The 21,435-nt window shown below is 38.4% G+C and carries 14 protein-coding genes and 1 pseudogene; 9 read left to right on the top strand and 6 right to left on the bottom strand.

The features are described 5' to 3' along the window. Position 1: 1 nt before the first annotated feature. Positions 2–2,077, bottom strand: a complete 2,076-nt coding sequence (dinG, locus tag I6E78_RS06020) for an ATP-dependent DNA helicase DinG (RefSeq protein ID WP_197182150.1) — start codon at positions 2,075–2,077, stop codon at positions 2–4. Positions 2,078–2,136: 59 nt separating this feature from the next. Between dinG and I6E78_RS06025 the strand changes: the two genes are divergently transcribed. The 5 genes and pseudogenes from I6E78_RS06025 (at position 2,137) to I6E78_RS06045 (ending at position 11,388) form a co-directional block, all read left to right on the top strand. Further along, complete coding sequence (locus I6E78_RS06025; protein WP_197182151.1) at positions 2,137–4,482, top strand: DNA polymerase II; 2,346 nt, start codon at positions 2,137–2,139, stop codon at positions 4,480–4,482. A gap of 372 nt (positions 4,483–4,854) precedes the next feature. Then, positions 4,855–7,497: a TonB-dependent receptor plug domain-containing protein gene (locus I6E78_RS06030; protein WP_197182152.1), complete on the top strand. Its 2,643-nt coding sequence runs from the start codon at positions 4,855–4,857 to the stop codon at positions 7,495–7,497. 62 nt (positions 7,498–7,559) lie between these two features. Then, complete coding sequence (locus I6E78_RS06035) at positions 7,560–8,507, top strand: class I SAM-dependent methyltransferase (RefSeq protein ID WP_197182153.1); 948 nt, start codon at positions 7,560–7,562, stop codon at positions 8,505–8,507. 797 nt (positions 8,508–9,304) lie between these two features. Continuing rightward, positions 9,305–9,496 (top strand): annotated as a pseudogene (locus I6E78_RS06040) (hypothetical protein); the annotation flags it as partial. A 140-nt stretch (positions 9,497–9,636) separates the two neighbouring features. After that, positions 9,637–11,388, top strand: a complete 1,752-nt coding sequence (locus tag I6E78_RS06045; RefSeq protein WP_197182154.1) for a DEAD/DEAH box helicase — start codon at positions 9,637–9,639, stop codon at positions 11,386–11,388. 36 nt (positions 11,389–11,424) lie between these two features. On the opposite strand, the gene I6E78_RS06050 is transcribed toward I6E78_RS06045, so the two are convergent. Next, positions 11,425–11,760, bottom strand: coding sequence for a ribonuclease E inhibitor RraB (locus I6E78_RS06050; protein WP_011328642.1), 336 nt, complete (start codon positions 11,758–11,760; stop codon positions 11,425–11,427). 201 nt (positions 11,761–11,961) lie between these two features. Between I6E78_RS06050 and I6E78_RS06055 the strand changes: the two genes are divergently transcribed. The 3 genes from I6E78_RS06055 to I6E78_RS06065 all read left to right on the top strand — a co-directional run bounded on the left by I6E78_RS06055 (position 11,962) and on the right by I6E78_RS06065 (position 18,353). After that, positions 11,962–13,689: an autotransporter assembly complex protein TamA gene (locus I6E78_RS06055; RefSeq protein WP_041454736.1), complete on the top strand. Its 1,728-nt coding sequence runs from the start codon at positions 11,962–11,964 to the stop codon at positions 13,687–13,689. Further along, the gene (gene tamB / locus I6E78_RS06060) at positions 13,689–17,366 is read left to right on the top strand and encodes an autotransporter assembly complex protein TamB (protein ID WP_197182155.1); all 3,678 of its coding nucleotides are present in this window, start codon (positions 13,689–13,691) and stop codon (positions 17,364–17,366) included. Before I6E78_RS06055 ends, tamB begins: the two co-directional genes overlap by 1 nt. Before the next feature lie 90 nt (positions 17,367–17,456). Beyond that, positions 17,457–18,353, top strand: a complete 897-nt coding sequence (locus I6E78_RS06065) for a peptidylprolyl isomerase (RefSeq protein WP_197182156.1) — start codon at positions 17,457–17,459, stop codon at positions 18,351–18,353. Between the two features lie 38 nt (positions 18,354–18,391). Here the strand turns inward: I6E78_RS06065 and queF are convergent, their stop codons facing one another. Next, positions 18,392–19,237 carry an NADPH-dependent 7-cyano-7-deazaguanine reductase QueF gene (gene queF / locus I6E78_RS06070; RefSeq protein ID WP_197182157.1) on the bottom strand — a complete coding sequence of 282 codons (846 nt, stop codon included), beginning with the start codon at positions 19,235–19,237 and terminating at the stop codon, positions 18,392–18,394. Between the two features lie 59 nt (positions 19,238–19,296). Here queF and syd point away from each other — a divergent pair, with 59 nt between their 5' ends. After that, positions 19,297–19,836 (top strand): SecY-interacting protein, encoded by a 540-nt coding sequence (syd, locus tag I6E78_RS06075; protein ID WP_089368970.1) that lies wholly within the window; start codon positions 19,297–19,299, stop codon positions 19,834–19,836. 97 nt (positions 19,837–19,933) lie between these two features. On the opposite strand, the gene I6E78_RS06080 is transcribed toward syd, so the two are convergent. From I6E78_RS06080 to I6E78_RS06090, 3 genes are all read right to left on the bottom strand, one after another. Next, the gene (locus I6E78_RS06080; RefSeq protein WP_011328636.1) at positions 19,934–20,707 is read right to left on the bottom strand and encodes a Zn-ribbon-containing protein; all 774 of its coding nucleotides are present in this window, start codon (positions 20,705–20,707) and stop codon (positions 19,934–19,936) included. A 16-nt stretch (positions 20,708–20,723) separates the two neighbouring features. Beyond that, positions 20,724–20,987 carry a hypothetical protein gene (locus tag I6E78_RS06085; protein WP_011328635.1) on the bottom strand — a complete coding sequence of 88 codons (264 nt, stop codon included), beginning with the start codon at positions 20,985–20,987 and terminating at the stop codon, positions 20,724–20,726. A 121-nt stretch (positions 20,988–21,108) separates the two neighbouring features. After that, positions 21,109–21,345 carry a DUF2789 domain-containing protein gene (locus I6E78_RS06090; protein ID WP_011328634.1) on the bottom strand — a complete coding sequence of 79 codons (237 nt, stop codon included), beginning with the start codon at positions 21,343–21,345 and terminating at the stop codon, positions 21,109–21,111. Positions 21,346–21,435: the final 90 nt, after the last annotated feature.

Consider the following 21,435-nt stretch of genomic DNA (forward strand, 5'->3'; position numbering starts at 1 on the left):
ATTAATAATCTATCTGTCTTTTAAAAGGAGGTAAGGTGTCGAGCATTGCTTTGCCGTATCGCTTAGTGATCAAGCGTCTATCGAGAATAGTAATACAGCCAGCATCGCTTTCTTTACGCAGCAGTCTACCACAGCTTTGTACCAATTTCTTTGCCGCATCGGGAACGGTTATTGATAAAAAAGGATTGCCGCCTTTACTTTGTACAAACTCGGCTTGCGCTTCTTCAATTGGCGAGGTGGGTACGGCAAAAGGAATTTTTGTAATTATTAGATTTTCTAAGTATTTACCTGGTAAATCAAGGCCTTCTGAGAGGCTTTGAGTGCCAAATAAAATACTACCTTTGCCGTCGTCAATATTTTTAGTATGTAATTTAAGCATTGCCTCACGCGACATTTCGCCTTGTACTAATAAGTTAAAACCCTTTGTTCTAAGAAACTTTGATACATGGTCCATTTGCCAGTAAGAAGCAAACAATACTAGGTTGGCTTTTTTGGTGTCTAAATACTCAGGTAGAGTATTGGCTAAGTGATCGCTAAATGCTTTATCGGTTGGTTCAATTTTAGAAACCGGAATACGCAAAGTAGCTTGATTTGGGTAGTCAAAAGGCGAGGGCACTTTAATAAATTTAACGCCTTCCTCTTTGGCCAGGCCTGTTTCGTAAGCAAAATGATCAAACGAGCCTAAAGCACTTAATGTAGCCGAGCATAAAACTGCGCCCGCGCACTCGCTCCATAGCTTGTCTTTTAAGTAGTAACCTACTTCAATAGGGCAGTCGCTTAATAAATGGTCATGGTGGTTTTTATACTCAAGGCGCTTTATCCATCTAGCATGCGGTGTACCTTCACCTTTATTTGCATAGCTAAACCACAGCTTATTTAATTGCTCTAAACGATTTATGTATTGCCCGCTCTCGCCTAAAATAGGGTCGGCTACGTAGGGTTTTATATCGCCGTCGCTTACATCTTGGGTTAGCGTGTCATGCATTTTACTTAAGCAGCGCAGTGCATCTTGCGTGGCTTCGCTTATATCTTTGGCTTTACTGTGTAATGACTGTGGAATTTCGCCATTTTCGAACCTGTAAGTATCATCTTTTGAATATTCAAAGTCAGCATTATCGAGAATGTCGCGTACTACTTTTAAATCTTTGTTGGCGTCGTTAATGCTATCGCAAAGCTTAAAGTTTTGTCCTATCGCCTTTTGACCCACTATTACTTTAGCCATTTTGCCGCTAAATTTAGTGAGCTTATCGAGCCACTCTATAGTGCCTTTTATTGTCGCCGCCGCGGATGAAAAGTCGCGAGTAATATGCGCTAAATGGTGTGCTTCATCAATTACATAAATAGTGTTGTCGGGTTCGGGTAAAATTTTACCCCCGCCTAAGTCTAAATCTGCAAGTAATAAAGAGTGGTTGATCACCAGTACATCCATTTGCATTAATTGCTGACGCGCAAGCTGAAACGGGCAGGTTTGATGCGCTTTCATTTGGCGCTGACACGAGTGTTTATCGCAGGCTATTAATCCCCATACTTTATCGGGAACTGTGTCGGCCCAGCTATCTCTGTCGCCTTGCCATTTTTTAGTCGTATAAGCGGTGTAAAGATCATTTAAACATTTAGTTTCCATTACGCTTAAAGGGGAGCTAAGCGTAGGCATAAATTCCATTTGTGTTTGGCTATCGCCGTTAACCGCATTGTGTAGTTTATGAGCGCAAATATATCGCTGGCGACCTTTTACTAAATCAAACTTAAAACTAAGCCCTGAATGCTTTTTAAAAAAAGGTAACTCTTTGGCTATTAACTGCTCTTGCAGCGCAACTGTGGCGGTTGAAATAACTAATTTCTTTTTTTGTGCTAGCGCAAGTGGCAAAGCGCCTAAACAATATGCCAGAGACTTGCCCGTGCCTGTACCTGCTTCTATAACGCAAATACGTTGTTTTTTGTGATATTCACCCGCTAGCGTTTTTGCTATTTCGGCAACTAAGTAATTTTGGCTGCTACGCGGGCGGTAATCACTTAGGTTATTAGCCACATGCTGATGTACTTGCCTAATAGTTTTTTTTAATGAGCTCGATAGCATGTGATGATTACCTAAAGTATGTATATAATTACAGTGTATATATTAAGTGGGATCGGACATTGACACAAGCAATCTATCAGGGCTTTATTTTATCAAGGCAACAATACTCGTCTAAAAACAGGCAGGGCCTTACTTTGTGTTATTGGTTAAGCTCTGAGTCTGGGCCTATAAAGGTGGTTGTTGAAAACCAGCAAGCCGTATTTTTTATTGCGCAACAACAACTTCCTCTTGCACAAACGTTATTAGCCAAAGCCAAAATAAAGGTAAGTTTTAAAGCGGTTAATATGCGCCACTTTAGTGGTGTTGACTGCACAGCCTGCTATTTTAACGACAGTAGTAGCCTTTATAAAGCAAGAGCCCAGCTTGAGGAGCAAATAAATATATACGAAGGGGATATTCGCCACAGCGACCGATTTTTAATGGAGCGCTTTATTAAAGGAGGAGTGTGGGTAACTGGAGAGGCGCTACAAAAAAATGGCTTTATCGAAATTACTCAAGCAAAACTAAAAGCTAATCCAAACTATACGCCACAGCTCGCGTCGCTTTCATTAGATATAGAATGTAACGCAGAAGGCGTGTTGTTCTCGGTTGGATTAGTTGGCAATGGCCTAGATTGCGTATTAATGATTGGTGAGCCACAGCCTCACAGTAACGCATTTAGTATTGACTGGTGCGTTGATGAAATAAACCTACTGCAAAAATTACAGTGCTACATTACTAGTAACGATCCGGATGTGATTGTGGGTTGGAATGTAATTGAATTTGATTTTAGCGTACTTAACGCCCGCGCAGAAGCATTAGGACTGGTGCTTAATTTAGGTAGAGATCAACAACCTTTAACAATTAGAACGGGTCATTACACCCGGCTTACTTTACCTGGGCGCAGCGTAATAGATGGTATAGATACACTAAAAAATGCCACTTATCATTTTGATAGTTATTCGTTAGCTAATATTTCTCATAAAGTGCTGGGCGAGTCTAAGTTAATTCAAGCTGATAATCGCCTTAGCGAAATTATTCGTCAATTTAATTACGACAAGCTCGCACTTGCCGCTTATAACCGCCAAGACTGTATATTAGTAAATAGAATTTTTGTTAAGTTAAAGCTATTTGAATTTGCCATAGTAAGAACGCAACTTACGGGGCTTGAACTAGAACGTATGGGCGGCTCGGTAGCTGCATTTACCAACCTATATTTACCCTTATTACATCGCAGTGGCTATGTTGCACCTAATTTAGGCGATCATGGCTTATCGTTTGAAAGCCCTGGCGGTTATGTAATGGAGTCGACTCCTGGTTTATATAAAAATGTATTAGTGCTCGACTTTAAAAGCTTGTATCCGTCAATTATGCGCACTTTTTGTATTGATCCATTAGGCCTTATAGAAGGGCTAAACTCTCCCGAAAGTGCGGTAGCAGGGTTTAACGATGCACTTTTTTCACGCGAGCTGCATCACTTACCCAAATTAATTAAGCACTTAACCCGTACTCGCCAAAAAGCTAAAGACACCAACCAGCCAATGCTTTCTCAGGCAATAAAAATAATAATGAACAGCTTGTATGGTGTATTAGGCTCTAAAGGTTGCCGATTTTACGATCCCAGGCTCTCAAGTTCAATTACACTTAGGGGGCACGAAATCATGCAAACCACCCGAAAATGGATTGAAGAGCTAGGTTATGAGGTTATTTATGGCGACACAGATTCAATATTTGTAAAAGTAAATGAGCGCTTAAATGCCACACAGTGTAATGAAATAGGTAATGATGTGATGCAAGTTATTAACAAACGCTGGTCTGATAGCATTAAAACTCGCTTTTCGTTGACCAGTTATTTAGAAATAGAGTTTGAAACCCATTACAGCCCATTTTTTATGCCAACCATAAGAGGAAAAAAAATAGGCTCAAAAAAACGTTACGTTGGCCAAATTGATAAAAACAACGCCAAGCAGCTCATTTTTAAAGGAATGGAAACCGTGCGCAGCGATTGGACCCAGTTTGCACAAGAGTTTCAAACCGAACTTTTTAAAACATTATTTGATCAACAATTTAAAATAGAGCAATTAAACGACATTATAAAAAGCTACACTAAAAAACTATACGCAGGGGAGTTTGATAAAAAACTTATATACCGTAAACGTTTAGGCCAAAATTTAAGTGACTATGTAAAAAATATTCCCCCGCATGTGCAAGCAGTAAAAAAATATAAAGCGAATAACCCCGACTTTGATGTAAAGCGTGGCCAAATAATAGAATATGTTTATGCTATTAATGGCGCTGAAATTTACAATTCAAATAACACCCTCAATTACCCTCTTTATATACAGCGGCAGCTAGAACCAGTTGCCGATATGATTCTAAGCGCACTTGGCGTACAGCCAAACTCAACCCAAAGTACCTTGTTTTAAGCTTAATAATCAGTAAAAAATCAAAGTGTGAAACTGATTAAATAAACTGTTTACAAAAATTCACATGCCGAAAGTTAACAAGTATGATTTCAATTAAACTACAGTCGAAAATAACACTGAAGTAAACTACTTTAAAAACAATGGGTTATTTTTATTTTTTAATTTGTATCGCACTTACCAAAAGACTTTTTGTAAACGGCCAGTACTAATAGCGGTGATTAAGTGTGATATATGATAATGACAGGTCACTTAAAGTTAATTTTATGTTGACCTTTCTGTTCTCATAGTATTATCATTGGTTGCATAATCATTGTTTATTCGTAATCAGATGATTAAATATAAAAAATAAAATAGTATTCTTGGGAGAATCAAATGTTAAATAATCAAGTTTCAAAAGCTGTTCGCTTAGCAATCGCTTTTGGTGCAGCTTCAACAGCTGTATTTTCAGCAAGCTCAATTGCTGCTGAAGAAGGCGTAGAAAAAGTAGAGCGTATCGCTGTTACTGGTTCACGTATTAAAAGAACTGACCTAGAAGGTTCTGTACCTGTAACTGTTATCGATCGTGCTGCGATTGACTTTTCAGGACAAACTTCTGTTTCAGACTTATTACGTAATACAAGCTTTAACTCGGCGGGTTCATTTCGTCCACAGTCTGGTAGTTCTGCGCAAGGTGTTTCGCAAATTAACTTACGTGGTTTAGGTGCTTCACGTTCACTAATTTTAGTTGATGGTCGTCGCTTACCTAAGTCACCTTCAACTGGTAACTCACAAGATTTGAACTCAATCCCAATGGCGGCGGTTGAGCGTATTGAAATTTTATCTGATGGTGCTTCTGCAGTATATGGTTCTGACGCTATCGCTGGTGTAGTTAACATTATTACCAGAAAAGATTTTAACGGTATTGAAATGCGTATCGGTGCTTCAGAAGTAAGCTTACCGGAAGATGGTGGTGACCGTGAAGAAGGCTCTGTAGTATTTGGTGCTTCAAGCGATAACTCTTCTGTAATTGGTGGTGTTTCTTGGAACAGCCGTGACATTATTTATGAAAATGCTTACGAATGGGTACAACCTGGTGCTTCAAGCTTTGGCGCAAACTGGGTAAGACCAAGTGGCTACGATGGTATAGGTGCTGATGGCGAGCCAAGTTCTGGTGGCTTAAGTTCAATTTTATCAGCTAGTGCTTGTGATGGAATCGAAAACTTCTTCTCACTAGGTGATGATTTCTGTGCATATAACTTTAACGCGACAAATGCTAACGAAGCTTCTACATCAAACACATCAGCGTTCTTAAAAGCTAATTATGACATTAATGATGACTGGAGAATCTTATCGCATACTCTAGTATCAAAAACTAAGTCTTTTGGTCGTTACGCGCCATCATTGAATGACGCTGGTGTTGGTGCATTCATGTCTGCTGATAGCCCAAATAACCCAACTAACCCAGCTAGCCCATTTTATGATGCTCCTTCAGATGGTCTAGGTGCTCGTGAAGTTGGATACCGTCATCGTTTTGCTGCATTAGGTAACCGTGATAGTCAAGTTGACAACTGGTCTACAGACTTTATGATTAGTGTTGAAGGTCAAATCGGTAATGTTTTTGTTGATTTTGGTGCACGTAAAAACCAAACTAAAACCTATGAAATTGGCCGTGGTTATTTAATGGGTTCAAATGCAAGAACTGCAGTTGATAGCGGTGACTACATGCTAAATGACCCATTCGGTACTCGTTTTACTACAAATGAGCAACGTAGTGATTATGCTAAACTACTAAACGGTTTAAACGTAACTACATCACGAATTGGTACTTTCCAACAAGAAGAAGTGTTTGGCTCTGCTGCATTTGATGTAATGGAAATGAATGGTGGAACTCTACAAGCTGTTGTTGGTCTTGAATACCGTAAAGAAGATTATTCTGATACGTACGATTCATTATCAGAAGCTGGTCAAGTAGGTGGTTCTGCTGGTAATAGTGCTGGTGGTGGTCGTAATTTAACTAGTGCTTACTTTGAAGCTTTATTCCCAGTTATGGAAGGCCTAGAGTTTACATTAGCAGGTCGTTACGATGATTATTCTGATTATGGTTCAGATTTTTCACCTAAAGTTTCAGTAAAGTATGATGTAACAGAAGAGCTAGTGCTACGTGCATCATATGGTGAAGGTTTCCGCGCACCTACATTGGATATCCTTACAGCTAAACCAGCTCCAGGTAACCCAAGTGTATCTGATGATCCGTCATGTCTTAACTTAGGTTTACAGGCCGGTTGTGATGTGCAAGTAAGTGCAATTACTTTAGCAAACGCTGAAATGGGTTCTGAATCATCAGAGCAGATTTCATTAGGTTTAGCTTACCAACCAACAGATTGGTTAAACTTTTCTGCTGATTATTATGAGATTGAAATCTCTAACATGATCCGTTTCTTTGGTGCTACTACCATTCTGACTCGTGAACAAACAGGCGACCCAATTCCTGCAGGTTTAGGTGTTACACGTTTAAGCAATGGTGGTATTGACCTTATCACTCAGGGTTATGCTAACGAAGGTAAATGGGAAATTAGTGGTTTAGATGTAAATTTAAACACAACATTTGACTTTGATGCAGCGGGTACGTTAAAGCAAACATTACAATTTAGTCATCAGTTTGAAAGTAAAATTGATGGTGGTCGTAATACACTTAAAGACACTGGTGAACCACAGCAACGTGCTTCATTGTCAAATAGCTATGCAATACAAGACTTTGACTTTACTTGGAACATCAACATGATTGGTTCTCAGTATGAAGATGTATCGCAAGTAGCCGGTGGTGGTGTTGAGCGTACAGGTAATATTGCAACGTGGATCACACATGATTTACAAGCGACATATAGCTTCCCTACAGGAACAAAGGTTTCTGTTGGTATGCAAAACGCATTTGAAAAAGAGCCACAGTTAAGCAGCTTCGGTGGTCGTAACTATAACTTCGACCTATATGATGCTTACGGTCGTGTTACGTACTTACGTTTCTCACAATCGTTTTAATTTATAAAATAAGTTAAATAAAAAGGTGGGTTTAAAACCCACCTTTTTTTTATGGGTAAAAAATGCAACATTGGAATTCATACTGGTCAAGGACCAAATCACTTAATAGTTTTGCAGAAGGGGAGCACAGCCAAGGTTATAAAGGCATTGTCGCAAGTTTTTGGCAAACTATTTTTAAATCACTACCTGAATCAACTACAATTTTAGACCTAGCTACCGGGAATGGTGGACTGGCTGTTTTAGCACAGCAATTTAATGCAAGTTTTGATGTTTATGCATCAGACGCGGCAAACATAGCACCATTATCTCAACATGCCTCCTCAGATCCTAATTACAAACACCTCGAAAAAATACATTTTTATGGCAATATGCCCTCTGAAACCTTAGCGTTTGAGAACGTTCAATTTGATAGTGTTATAAGTCAATTTGGTTTTGAGTATGCAGAGCCCGCCGCCGCCCTTTTAGCGGTAAATAAGGCATTAAAACCTAATGGTGAATTTATTGCGTTAGTACATCATCAAGACTCATTTATTTCTACAGATTGTAAAATTGGGTTAAAAGTACTCAAAGACTTAAGTAAAGACAATGGTTTGTTATTGCAACTGCAGGACTTTGCTGATTTTTGCCAGACTATTACAAACAAAATAGAGCCCACTGCTGAGCAACAAGTTCAATTTAAGCAAAAAAATGCAAACCTGTTACAGCAAGTAAAATATCAGCAGAGTAAATGCAACAGTGAAGATGAGTTAGACTGGTTTAATTTATTAGTAAAAGAGCTACTTCCAGCGATCATTGATTGGCCGCAAACAGACAGTAAAAGAGTAGAAGAACTCCGTGATAATTTATATTCTTTTCAGCTTCGCTTACAAGATCAACAAGCCGCATCGTGGTCAAACTCAGATGTTGAGTATATAAAAACCCTTCTGCAAGATAATTGGTCCAGCTACGAGTTCGATGTTATGAAAATAGACGCAGGTATTTTTTGTTGGGTTATAAAAGCACGAAAGTAAATTTAACATTGAATGTATTGTACTAATTTAAAAGTGTAAATTAGTACAATAATAAATAGCTATGTAGTTCTTCATTGCTGTTTAAATTAAGTAAAAAAGAATTGTAAATTACTATCTGCTTATTATAACCAATAATCCCCTCATTAATAACGCAACAGCCTGCAGGCTATTAATACTGTAGCGGTCTGTTTTAAATAGTTATCTTTCTGACTTGAGGCATATAAACCTCTGTCCCTCTGCTTATTTTATATAAGCTTTAAAGTTATTAATCCGCTAAGTGACTTTGTAGATATGTAGCAGCTACTATTACGCTTTTGTGCAGTTAAACTCAATTGTTCTATTTAGTTAGTAATATGTTACTGCTTTAGTATGGGCTGTTTTTCAATTTTAATGTAAAAGCTAGCTTAATAATTACTAAACCAAACATAATACAGAGATTAATTATAAGTAATATTACCTTTACTTCTATACCTTTATTTTTGCTCTATGCCCCGCCAAATATGAAAATCTGATTTTTATCAATTGGTACGTATACCCCTAAAGACTCGATTGTAGATAGGTATTAGTACCCACAAAAAGTGCGGTAAATTGTTTATCAGATATTAGTTATTGTGTTTATGTGAATACATGCGCTTTGTAAACACATGTAAACAAAAGCTCTTTTGTGTTAACTGGGTGTTGACCTGATGGTGTACTTAGTAATACTCTTTAATTGAAAGTAGATGCTATGCAGAATACCGTAGCTTTATTTTTCATAAAAAATGATAAAAATAAAATAGAAACATAGGGAGAATCAAATGTTAAATAATCAAGTTTCAAAAGCTGTTCGCTTAGCGATTGCTTTTGGTGCAGCATCAACAGCTTTATTTTCAGCTAGTTCATTTGCGGCAGAAGAAGGTGAAGTTGTAGAAGAAGTAGAAAAAATTCAGGTTTTAGGCTCTCGTATCCGCACAGATAGTTTTGCTAGTGATACGCCTATTACTATCATTTAATAGATATAAATGTTTTATCGTAGTATTCCCCATTAAAATGAGTTTTAATTATGCGATTTAAAAACCGCGTAATTAATAATTACCTTTAAAGTTAAGTTATTTGCTAAAATCCCTCATTAAAATTTAATTGTTATCTCATGACCTACACCCTAAGACCTTATCAGATCGAGGCGGTTGAACGTACCGTTTTACACTTTAGAAAAACCAATGATCCCGCAGTGATTGTATTACCTACTGGCGCGGGTAAAAGCTTGGTAATTGCTGAGCTTGCGCGTATAGCTAAACAAAAAATATTAGTACTGGCGCATGTTAAAGAGTTAGTAGAGCAAAACTCACAAAAATATAAAAGCTTTGGGCTTGAGGCGAGTATATTTTCGGCAGGATTAAAAGAAAAATCGTTAAACCATCAGGTTACTTTTGCCAGCGTGCAGTCGCTATCGCGTAATTTAGATCAGCTTAATGAGCATTATTCACTGTTAATTATTGATGAGTGCCATAGAGTTAATGGTGATAAAAAAAGTCAATACGGTAAAGTTATTAATGCCTTACAAGCGCATAACCCTCAATTAAAAGTATTAGGGTTAACGGCAACGCCTTATCGGTTAGGTATGGGGTGGATTTATCATCATCACTATCATGGTTTTGTGCGGGGCAATAAAGACAGCCCATTTAAAAGCTGTATTTTTGAATTACCGCTGCGCTATATGATCAAACATAACTATTTAACGCCACCCAATGAAGTGGATGCGGCGATTAGTCATTACGACTTTTCGGCGTTAACCAGTGACGCATTTGGCCGTTATACTAATGAGGATATGAATGCGTTATTAAAAAACAGCGCACGCGCAACGCAGGCCATTTTACAACAAGTAATACAATATAGTGAAAACCGCCAAGGTATTATGATTTTTGCCGCTACGGTTATGCACGCAGAAGAAATTTTAAGCTATTTACCTCATCAGCAAAGCGCCTTAATTACAGGTGACACACCTAATAGCGAACGCGATAAAATAATTAAGCAATTTAAAGCCAAGCAATTAAAATACCTGGTTAATATATCGGTACTCACCACCGGCTTTGATGCACCTCATGTTGATTTTATTGCTATTTTACGCCCTACTGAGTCGGTGAGTTTATACCAGCAAGTTGTCGGCAGAGGACTTAGATTAGCCGAGTCAAAAACAGATTGTTTGGTGATTGATTATGCCGGAAATGGTTTTGATTTGTTTCACCCTGAGGTCGGCGATAAAAAAGGCGATAGCGATAACGAGCCGGTACAAGTGCTTTGTCCTGGCTGTGGCTTTGCTAATATTTATTGGGGTAAAACTGACTCTACAGGAAAGGTTATTGAACACTTTGGTAGGCGCTGTAAGGGCTTGCTAGAAGATGATGAAGGTAATAAAGAGCAGTGCGATTATCGTTTTCGCTTTAAAGAGTGTGATGAATGTGGTGCGCAAAACGATATAGCCGCACGTAAATGCCATGATTGCGGTGCGGTAATGGCCGACCCTGATGATAAATTACGCAATGCTTTAAACTTAAAAGATGCACTCGTACTTCGCTGTAGTGGGTTAAGTGTAACGCAGCTTAAAAATGAGATGATTAAAGTAACGTATTTTGACGAAGACGGTGCAAGTTGCGATGAAGTTTACGATATTGCAAATAAAGGGGCGGCGTATATTTTTAATCGGCAATTTGGTAAGCGGGTAGGCCAAGGTCAAGCACCCGTAAAATTTAAAACAGCAGAGCAGGTAATTAACGCACAGTTAGATTTAATTGCGCCCGACTTTGTAATTGCGCGTAAAAGTAAAAAATATGGTTGGAAGGTAGCAGATAAGCTATTTGATTATAAAGGCAGTTTTAGAAAAGCTAATCAGTTAAACCCTTAGGTTTAACTGATTTATAATTTAGTATGGCAATGCAGGTTAAGCTTCTTCTGCGTCCATTAATCCCCAACCATCGCCGTAACCGTTAAAGTTATTAGCTATGCTTTCAATGTATTGCTCAGCTTGGCCTAATAGAGTGTGCTCAGGAACCATTTGTACTTGAGTAATTACTTCCCATACGCCAGTGTCTTGGCATTTTTCGAGTTCAGCATGCTGTACTAATGTATCGGCTACTACTTCTTTGGCAAACTTTTCTGCATCGCTTTGTTGCTCAAATAAAATATAAAAATCGACTTGGTGCATTTTACTTAAATCAATACCAGCGGCGGCTATTTCAGCTAAAAGTTGGCCATTTTCGTCATCAGGAAATTGCATTAAAAAACTCATTAAAATTATTGTGTACTTGTTAGGGCTATTGTAACCAAAATAAACGCTTAAAGCGTACTAATTTTAATATTATAGATTGCATATTATGTCACTGGGTAGCTATTAAGTTAATGTAAGGCTCATTACGGCTATGATATTATAGAGTTGATGCATCGTTATATTTTAAGAATTAAAGGTAAGGATATTTACTTGTTTAATCAGTTTTTGCGTTACATGTTTATTTTTTGCATTCTTCTGAGTGCTCAGTCTGTTGCCTCTGAAAATGTAATAGAAGATTATGAGATTAAAGGGATAAATGACGATTTAGAAAAAAATGTTGCGCTTTATTTAAAACAACTTATAGGTGAAAAGCCGACCTTGACCCTGCGCCGCTATGCAAAAAAACAAGTCGAGAATAGTATTAAAGCATTAGGGTATTACAGCCCTAAAGTAGAGGTTAACTTTGATAAAGATGAGCGTGATTTGGTGGTTAGAGTTGAGCGAGGGCCAGCTACTCGCATCGCTGCAATAAATATTAGTGTAAAGGGGGCTGGCAAGCAGGACCCCGCTTTATTGGCAGTAATTAATAATATTACCCTAAAGCAGGGAGATATTTTAAACCACGGACATTATGACAGCGCGCATAAAAAAATAGAATCAATGCTGTTAGAGCTAGGTTATTTTGACGCTAAATGGCCTGCGCGTAAACTAGAAGTATCTTTGGGGAAACATAGCGCAGAAGTTACTTTTATTATTGAAACTGGGGTGCGTTATCAGTTTGGCGATATTGTAATTGCTAGCGATACACCTGCTGAAAAGTATATTCGTTCTTTAGCGCCTTTTGCCAAAGGGCAGCCTTATAAATCGACCCACATAGCCGATTATAATCTTGATTTATCAAGCACGCCTTATTTTACTAGTGTACGAGTATATGCAGATATAACCGAACGTAAAAATAACCAAGTACCTATAAAAGTAGATGTATTACATAAACCTGCAAATAGCTATGAAGTGGGTGGTGGCTTTAGTACCGACTTAGGCCCCAAAGTGCGCTTTAAATGGAGTAAACCATGGATAACGCAAGATGGCCATTACCTAGAAAGTAACTTAAATGTGTCTGAGCGACAACAAGATATTTCAATGGCTTATACAATCCCAGAGGATGATCCTAATGACGATTTATGGCGTTTTTCGGTTGGTTATAAACTTGAGGATGAATTAGCTAATAATATTTATAGTGAAATACTTACCGGGCAAGTACAACGCCAATGGTTAACTGATAATAACTGGGTGCGTACCGCTTTTATACGCCGCGACCATGAAACATATAGAATAGGTGACGACGAAGAAGAAAGCAGTGAAATGTTAATGCCGGGTATTAGTTATGCACGTAAAAAATCAAAAGGGGGAACAACCCCTTATTGGGGCGAACAGTGGTTAATATCTGCAGAGTTTGGCGTAGAAGATGTACTCTCTAGTACTAATTTGATCCGCGTGCAGTTACAAAACGCTTGGCTGAGAACTTATTTAGACCGCCATTTAGTGTTTTTAAAAGCGAACCTAGGTGCCATGTTAGTCGATAATATAGCTAATGTGCCGTATTCACTGCGCTTTTTTGCTGGTGGCGATCAAAGTGTGCGTGGTTTTGCGTATCAATCAATTTCACCCGAAAACGATGAAGGGCAGCTAATAGGGGGTAAGTACTTAGTCTCTGGTACTGCAGAATACAACTATCAGTTTGCGCAAAATTGGCGGGTTGCTTTATTTGTAGATGGAGGTACTGCAACCAATGATTTTTCGGATAGATTTGAAGTAGGTGCTGGGTTTGGTTTTCGTTATTTAACACCTGTAGGTCCGGTTAGAATTGACCACGCTTGGGGACTTACCAAAGAAAGTAAAAGCACCCGTTTGAGTATTACTATAGGGCCTGAAATTTAATGACTGTATTTAAAAAAATAACTGCAAGTGTCAGTGCTGTTTTAGTCATACTGCTAATAACCGTATTTTGTATATTATTTACTGCACCCGGTAATCAATTTATTGCTTATAGTGCAAACAAGTTGGTTGATGGTTTAAATATTGACATTAAAAACGGTCGGTTTTTATATAACGATGTATTTAATGTTAGGTATAACAATAACGGGGTAGATTTTAATGCCCAGCAACTAAAGCTTAATTTATTTTGGTGGCAGTGCGACGGTATTTGCATTGATAATTTAAGTGCTAATACAATGGCCTTAACTTTGGAGCAATCAACTGAAGCAGTTGCAGAAGAGCCATCTGAGCCACTAACTAAAATTACCTTACCTTTTAATATCGCTGTTAAAAATATAGCTGTAAAAGTATTTACTTTAGAACACCCAAGCGCCAACGTGCGTGTTGATAACTTTAAGTTATCGGTAAAAGCGATGGGATCAGAGCTTGTAGTAAAAAGCTTAAACATACCTAAAATACTGGTTACGCTAAAAGAGCAAGCCCAATCCCAGCAATCACAAACAGCATCAACGGCAATTACGCAGCTTCCTGCACTGCCTAATATCGAATTTACTTCACCACTGGATATAACCATTGAGCAGTTTGATATTGATAAAGTGGCTATACAGCAGGGCGAACAAGACTATGAGATAGAAAATATAGCACTGCAAATGACTGTAGAAGATGCCAAAATAAATTTATATTCTTTAGCGGCTCGTTATCAGCAGTGGCAATTAAATACACAACTTAACACAGAGCTTGCAGGTAATATGCCGCTAAAAGGTCATATTGTATTAAAAAGCCCGCAACACCAAGCTGACTTATCACTCAGTGGCGACTTGGCAAATTTAAACGTTGATTTAGAAACCACCGGGCAATTTCCGCTTAGTTTAAATGCCAATGCTAATTTAAAGCAAACAAACTACCCATTTACAGTTAAAGGCAAAATAAACCAGTGGCTGATCGACGCACAAAGCGAGCAGTTAACGCTACGTAAGGTTAACTTAAGTGCGCAGGGCAACGCAGATGACTATCAACTTAGTTTAACTGCAACGAGCCAGTTAGGCGCGTACCCGGCCGTTGATTTAAACACACAATTAACGGGCACGCTTACCCATGCACAGCTTTCTACATTGTCGGTTAAGGCCAACGACAGCACTGCAAAAATAAATGCCAATGTTAACTGGCAACAAGGTATACAAGCAGATTTTGCAGGGACGCTATCGCATTTAAAAGCGCAATACTTAACAGATGCAGTAACGAGTGATATTTCTGGGCAGTTTAAAGGCTCATTTAATGCACAAACGGATACTTGGCAACTGAAAATGAATAATACCAAACTCACCGGCACACTTAACGACGTGCCATTAGAGTTTGCCGCAAACTTTAGGCTAGATAATGCATTAAAAGCTAATATTGATAGTTTTTATTTAAGCAGTGGTAAAAATAAATTAGAACTCAATGGCCAAATAGATAGCAAATGGTTAGTAGATGGCAATATAACACTACAAAGTGATGAGCAGGCTAATATGCCATTTATTGCAGATGGTAAGGCCAATATAGCCCTTAGAGGTCAAAGGTTAACACCGTCGGTTGACTTAGCATTAATGCTGGAACGTTTTATTTTTGATGAAATAAATATAAGTAAGTTATCTGTTAAAGCTGATCTTGATACAGCGGCCGATTGGCAAACTAATATTGCAATAGATGTTGGTTCGGCTTTAGTTGCTGAGCAACAAATTAACAGTGTAAAAATAGATGCAACAGGGGATAAAAAAGATCATCAACTTACCGCATCTGTTGATGCGCAACAAGGTGCAGTTGAGTTTGAAGTTAATGGTCAACTTACCAATGCGATTTGGCAAGGTGCATTGAGCAATGTGCAGTTAAGCGATAAAAAGCTAAGCTTTAACAACAGTAAAAAAATTACACTTAACGTAAACACCCAAACAGGCGATTTTGATGTAAGTAAGCACTGCTGGCAATCTGCACAAAGTGAGTTGTGTATCGACACTTTGTCGCAAAATAAACAGTTAGGTCAATTCAATGCTAAATTAAACAACTTAGTACTTGAGGAACTAAAGCATTTACTACCAGATAATGTTGGTGCAGAAGGCGCTTTAACAGGGGAATTTGTTGCAAACTGGCAAGCGAGTGCGCTGAAAACATTACGCGCTTCTTTAAATTCAAATAACTTAATAGCCAAATACAATTCCGAAGAAGATAACTTTCGTTTACCAATAGAAACGCTTAGTGTGAATGCATTTACTGATTCTCAAACAGGTAAATTAACAGCTAACTTAAACTCTAGCGTGTTAGGTGAAATTACCACGCAAATTAATGTAGATGACATACAAAACACGCAAGCGTTAAGCGGTAATGTAAACATAGATAAAATATTATTTTCTAACTTGCAGCCATTTTTAGACACTATTGAGCAGCTCAAAGGCAATATTAGCGGTAAAATTGCATTAGCAGGTACATTAAAAGAGCCACTCCTTGAAGGTGAAGTAAATATTGATGATATTAATTTACAAGGTGAACAACTACCAATAGCACTTGAAAAATCGAATGTGAGTATTTTATTTAACAAAGCGACAGCAACAATTAAAGGCCTTTTAACAGATCCCCAAGGCGGGAATATTAAATTAAATGGCGACATAGATTGGCAAGGTGAACAACCAGCCGTTAACGTTGCAATAGTAGGTGAGCAATTTTATGTACGTGCTCAGCAAGGAGTCGTTTTTAAAGTATCTCCAGATTTAAAAATTGGTTTGGCTAACAACGCAATAAACCTTGTGGGTGAAGTAATTGTCCCTTATGGGCGAATTGAAATAGAAGAGCTGCCAGAGGGCGCTGTGCAAGTTAGCGATGACGAAATAATCGTTGATCAAAAAACCAAAGCGACTAAAAAAGTGCCATTTGATTACGATATAGATTTAAAACTGATTGTAAAAAATGACGTGAAAATTGAATCATTCGGTCTAGAATCTAAAGTAGAAGGCGACTTGGCGATTAAAATGAGCCAAGGAACTCCTATTATTGCCACAGGCGAGCTTAAGTTAGTAAACGGTACATACTTAGCATTTGGCCAAGATTTGTTAATTCGTACCGGCCAGGTTGGCTTTAGTGGCTCAATAGAGCAGCCTTACTTAAATATTAAAGCCATTCGTAATCCCGAAAACACCGCCAATGGTGTTATTGCTGGGGTAACGCTTACAGGTAATATAGAGCAACCCAGGCTAAAAGTGTTTTCGGAGCCAGCGATGGATCAGGCACAAGCTTTGGCCTATTTACTCAATGGCCAACCACTAGGCGAGGGCGATAGCTCCACCGATGCTATGCTCACTCAGTTGTTACTTTCGCAGGGGGTTAGCCGCAGTGAAGGGCTGGTTTCTAAAGTGGGTGAAACGTTTGGTTTGTCGGATGTTAGCCTTACCTCTAAAGGCAGTGGTGAGCAAACAAAAGTAGAAATATCAGGCTATGTGGCACCGAGCTTACAAGTAAAATACAGTGTTGGTATTTTTGACTCCCTTAGTGAAGTGGCAATACGTTATCAGCTGCTTTCGCAGTTTTATATCGAAATAACTAGTGGGCTATATCAAAACGTAGATATACTTTATAAGTTTGATTGGGACTAATAACTACAGGTTAAAGCAGATGTTAGCAAGTAATAACCAAGCTTAAGGATAAGACCCTAATGTAAAACTATAATAATAAGGCGCTAATTGATGAAAAAGTACCTGTTAACAGTGGCCGCTGCGATGTTATTAAACGGCTGTGCTGGACAATATAAACAAAGCATTACCACGCAACAAGGTGAGCCTAAAATAAAGCACACTGCCAGTGACGTTATTACTAAAGCCGCCGAGGACGAGTGGCGAGTGGTTAACTCGCAAAATATTTTAAAAATAACCTTACCCACAGGCGCCACTTATATTGAGCTTAATCCGCAGCTTGCTCCACAGCATGTAAAAAACATTAAAAAACTTGCGCGAGAAGGCTTTTATCAAGGAACAAGTGTTTATCGCTTTGTTGAGGGATTTGTAGCTCAAGGTGGTGCTAGCAGTGCTAAAAAGATTATTAAGACTGCAAATAAATCACTTTTGGCCGAGTTTTATTTAACCACTAAACAGCCGCTGGCAATTACAGCCCTTGAAGGTGATGGTTATGCACCTATAACTGGTTTTTTAAATGGTTTTGCGGTTGCTCAAAACGCACTACAAACCCAAACTTGGCAAGTGCATTGCAGCGGCATATTTGCAATGGCGCGAGATAACGATATAAATAGTGCAAGCACCGAATTTTTTATCACTATAGGGCAAGCGCCACGTTATTTAGATAAAAACACCACTGTATTTGGACGCGTACTTGAGGGTATAGAGCATGTTAACCGCTTAGAGCGTACCGCTCGCAATGATAAAGAATTTAACCCAATAACAGATATTCAAGTACTTGAAGACATTAATAACAGCGATAAAAGTGTTTTTAAAGTGATGAAAACAAACTCACAGGCATTTAAAAACCTAATTGCGGCAAGAAAAAATCGCTCTGAGCCTTGGTTTGTACATACAGCTAATTATATAGACGTGTGCGCTGTGGCTATTCCCACCAAACGTAGTGAATAAAAAAGGAGCCTAGGCTCCTTTTTTATTACAATAAACGCTTATTGGCGGTTAATTTTAACTGCAAATGGCGTGTCGTTATTATGAGTTGAGCGATACGGATTTATATCAAGGCCACCACGGCGCGTATAGCGAGCATAAACTTCAAGATTTTTAATGCTGAGCTGAGTGCTTAAATCGCTATAAATACGCTCCACGCATTGTTCATGAAACTCATTATGGGTTCTAAACGAAATTAAGTAGCGCAGTAACGACTCTCTACATATTTGCTCACCTGTATAACGAATAATTACACTTGCCCAATCGGGTTGTGAGGTAATTAAGCAGTTAGACTTAAGTAAGTGGCTATGCAGGGTTTCGGTTACCGTTTTATTGCTTTGCGATTTTAGAGAATGAGCGTCAATATCGTAGTTATCAATTTCGATATCTAAATCATCAATACACTCACCAGGTAATGGGGTGTAAGGAAGGCAGTTATACTCATCTGCATTGTATAAAGTTACCTGTACTAAGCTGTTAACCACTGCGGTTAGATCTTTAACTAAATGCTGTTTCACTTCATCACGGCTGTTAAATCGAGTTTGGTTAAAGCTATTTAAATACAGTTTAAACGATTTAGATTCAACAAGATGAGTGCTTTGGCAGGCAAAAGTAAATACAGCGATAGCGACTTGCGGCTTGCCTTTGGCGTTTAACCACGACAGCTCGTAACCAGTCCAAATGTCTTGGCCTTTGAATGGTAAAGCGGCTTCGTCAATATTTAAAGCATCTCTATTTAGCTTGCGTGCAATTGGAAAAAGTAAGCTTGGAGTATATTGATCTATATATTCAGTTGATTGGCCTAACACACTGCCTTTAAGGTCGGGAGAATTGCTGTAATCTGTCATGTTTGCCCTTAAATAGTTACAATAGCGGCATTATATCTAATTTAAATGAGTTTCATAGTATGTCTGTTGTATTGCAGTTAACCCAGCTACACCAAAGGTTTAATGACAAAACCTTAAAAAACACGCAAAAACATCCACTTATGGTGCACGATGAACAATGGCCAAGCCCATGTGAAATAGGTAATGTTGATCAACAAGGTAATATTCAGTGGCAAGCTGTGCTGCAGCAACCTGCAGGCTCGCTTAATGATTTAGCTAAGGCATTGGATGTTACATTTCCAAGTGGCTTAAATGCGCTTTATGGGCATATGTATGGTGGCAATATTCAAGCCAGTATTGATGGTCACCAAGTTGAATTGTTACAGGCATGGAATAGCGATGACTTTGATTTATTGCAACAAAATATAACTGGCCACGTTTTAATGAAGCGTAAACTTAAACAACCTGAAACAGTATTTATAGGGTTAACAGCACAAGATGATTTGTTAGTAAGTGTGTTATTGCACAGCGGTGAAGTGTGCTTAGAGTACGTAGGCAAAAAAACGCATCATGTGCTTGCTGCCAATATAGAAGAATTTTTGCAAGCGCTTGAGGTTTAATTAAAACAGGCGTTAATTACCTTAAAGCGATTTAGTATAAAGTATTAGCTCGGAATTAATTTTAATATCGAGCTAATACATTAATAATATCTTTAACTTATTGAAAGTCCCACGATATGTTAGACACTAAGGCACAGGGCTCACACCTAAAATCAAATAATCCAAACCAGGATTCAGGTAACCTCCAATCGCCATTACAGCTTGGGCATTTACGCTCTAGTTCAGAAGTTTTATCGGTGCCACCTACGCGGTATATATAGTAATACACAGGTTTTTTAGTTAAAAAGCTAATTCGTTTAGTAATGTCTTTACCGCGGCGGAATAAGTCGCTTTTAATACTCGAAATTTCTTCAAGAGCAGGAAACTCACAGCGTGTTGCGCCATTAATTTGAATTTGATCGCAGGCTTGCCAGTCTTCCTGCCATTTAATTAAGGTTTTATAATCACCATTAGCAATTGCTGGGATCCGAAATAGCGGTACCGGTAAAAAGTCGTCACCACAATAAAGTGGGCTACAAGTATGCACATAAGTGGTGTATAAAATATAGCTAGAAGGCTCGGCGCAGCAATCAGACCCATTAGAATGAATATCTTGACCAATAATTTTTACTTTTGGCGCAAGTAAACCAGCGCTGTGCAATTGCTCAATGCTGTGTTTTACAAATGGACTATTGTTAAGCGGGTGCATGGCATCTTCGTTTGGGCACATAACACGGGTAATAAAGTAACCATCCTTTAAAACAGTAGGAAATTCTTCGCCCATTATTTGGCCATTAAAACGTAGCGCATTAACCAAGCGATTAATAGCTTGTTCGGCTTTCTCTAAAGTGGTGTCTTGGTAGCAATCAAAGGTTAAATCAACAACGAACATTTATAGTCTCGAATTATTATTTTTCTAGCAGGGTAAGTAACCGGTCGAGCTTTTCTTCAATTCTGTCTAGCTGCGAAGTTTTAGAATCGCTACTACTCGGTTGTACTTGGCTTTTCATTAAGTTATAAATTGAATCTGGATTGTTTTTATACTGACTCACCGCCGCAATAATAACAGGCATAGGCACAGGCTTAATTAAACGACTTTTAGTAAGCGCGACAGTAGGTACTTTGCCTTCATCAAGAAGGACTTTAATTGCATCAAATACAGCAGCATTCATTAGGTTTATAACTCTTTAGTATAAATAGGTACGCAGCATGAAGCTGCTGCGTGGAGGCTATAGTAACAATAAATAGGGAGGGGCACATTAAATGTCCCAAATTAAATCAATTACCTTAAAATTAATTGCCTTGGCGAAGGCGTACATCAAGCTCATCAATAACTTCACTCCAATCACTGTCCTCTGCGAGTGATTCAGCTAAAAAATGCTGTTGAGATTCATCCCAAAAAGGTGCATCTTGTATTAACGTTGTATCTTCAATCGCATGGGAAGCAATAAAAGCATCAATCTGAGCTTCAGAACTAGGTAAGCCAAGTTGTGCAAACAGTGTATTTATATCGTGCTTTGTTGTATCCATGTTGTGCTCCTAGCGTGTCAAAATAAGATTATAAATAAACTATAGCCTAAGCCAGCTAAACTCACGCTGAATTTACCATTAATAACTTTA

The organism is Pseudoalteromonas sp. NZS127, assembly GCF_015864805.1.
Classification (GTDB): domain Bacteria; phylum Pseudomonadota; class Gammaproteobacteria; order Enterobacterales; family Alteromonadaceae; genus Pseudoalteromonas; species Pseudoalteromonas nigrifaciens.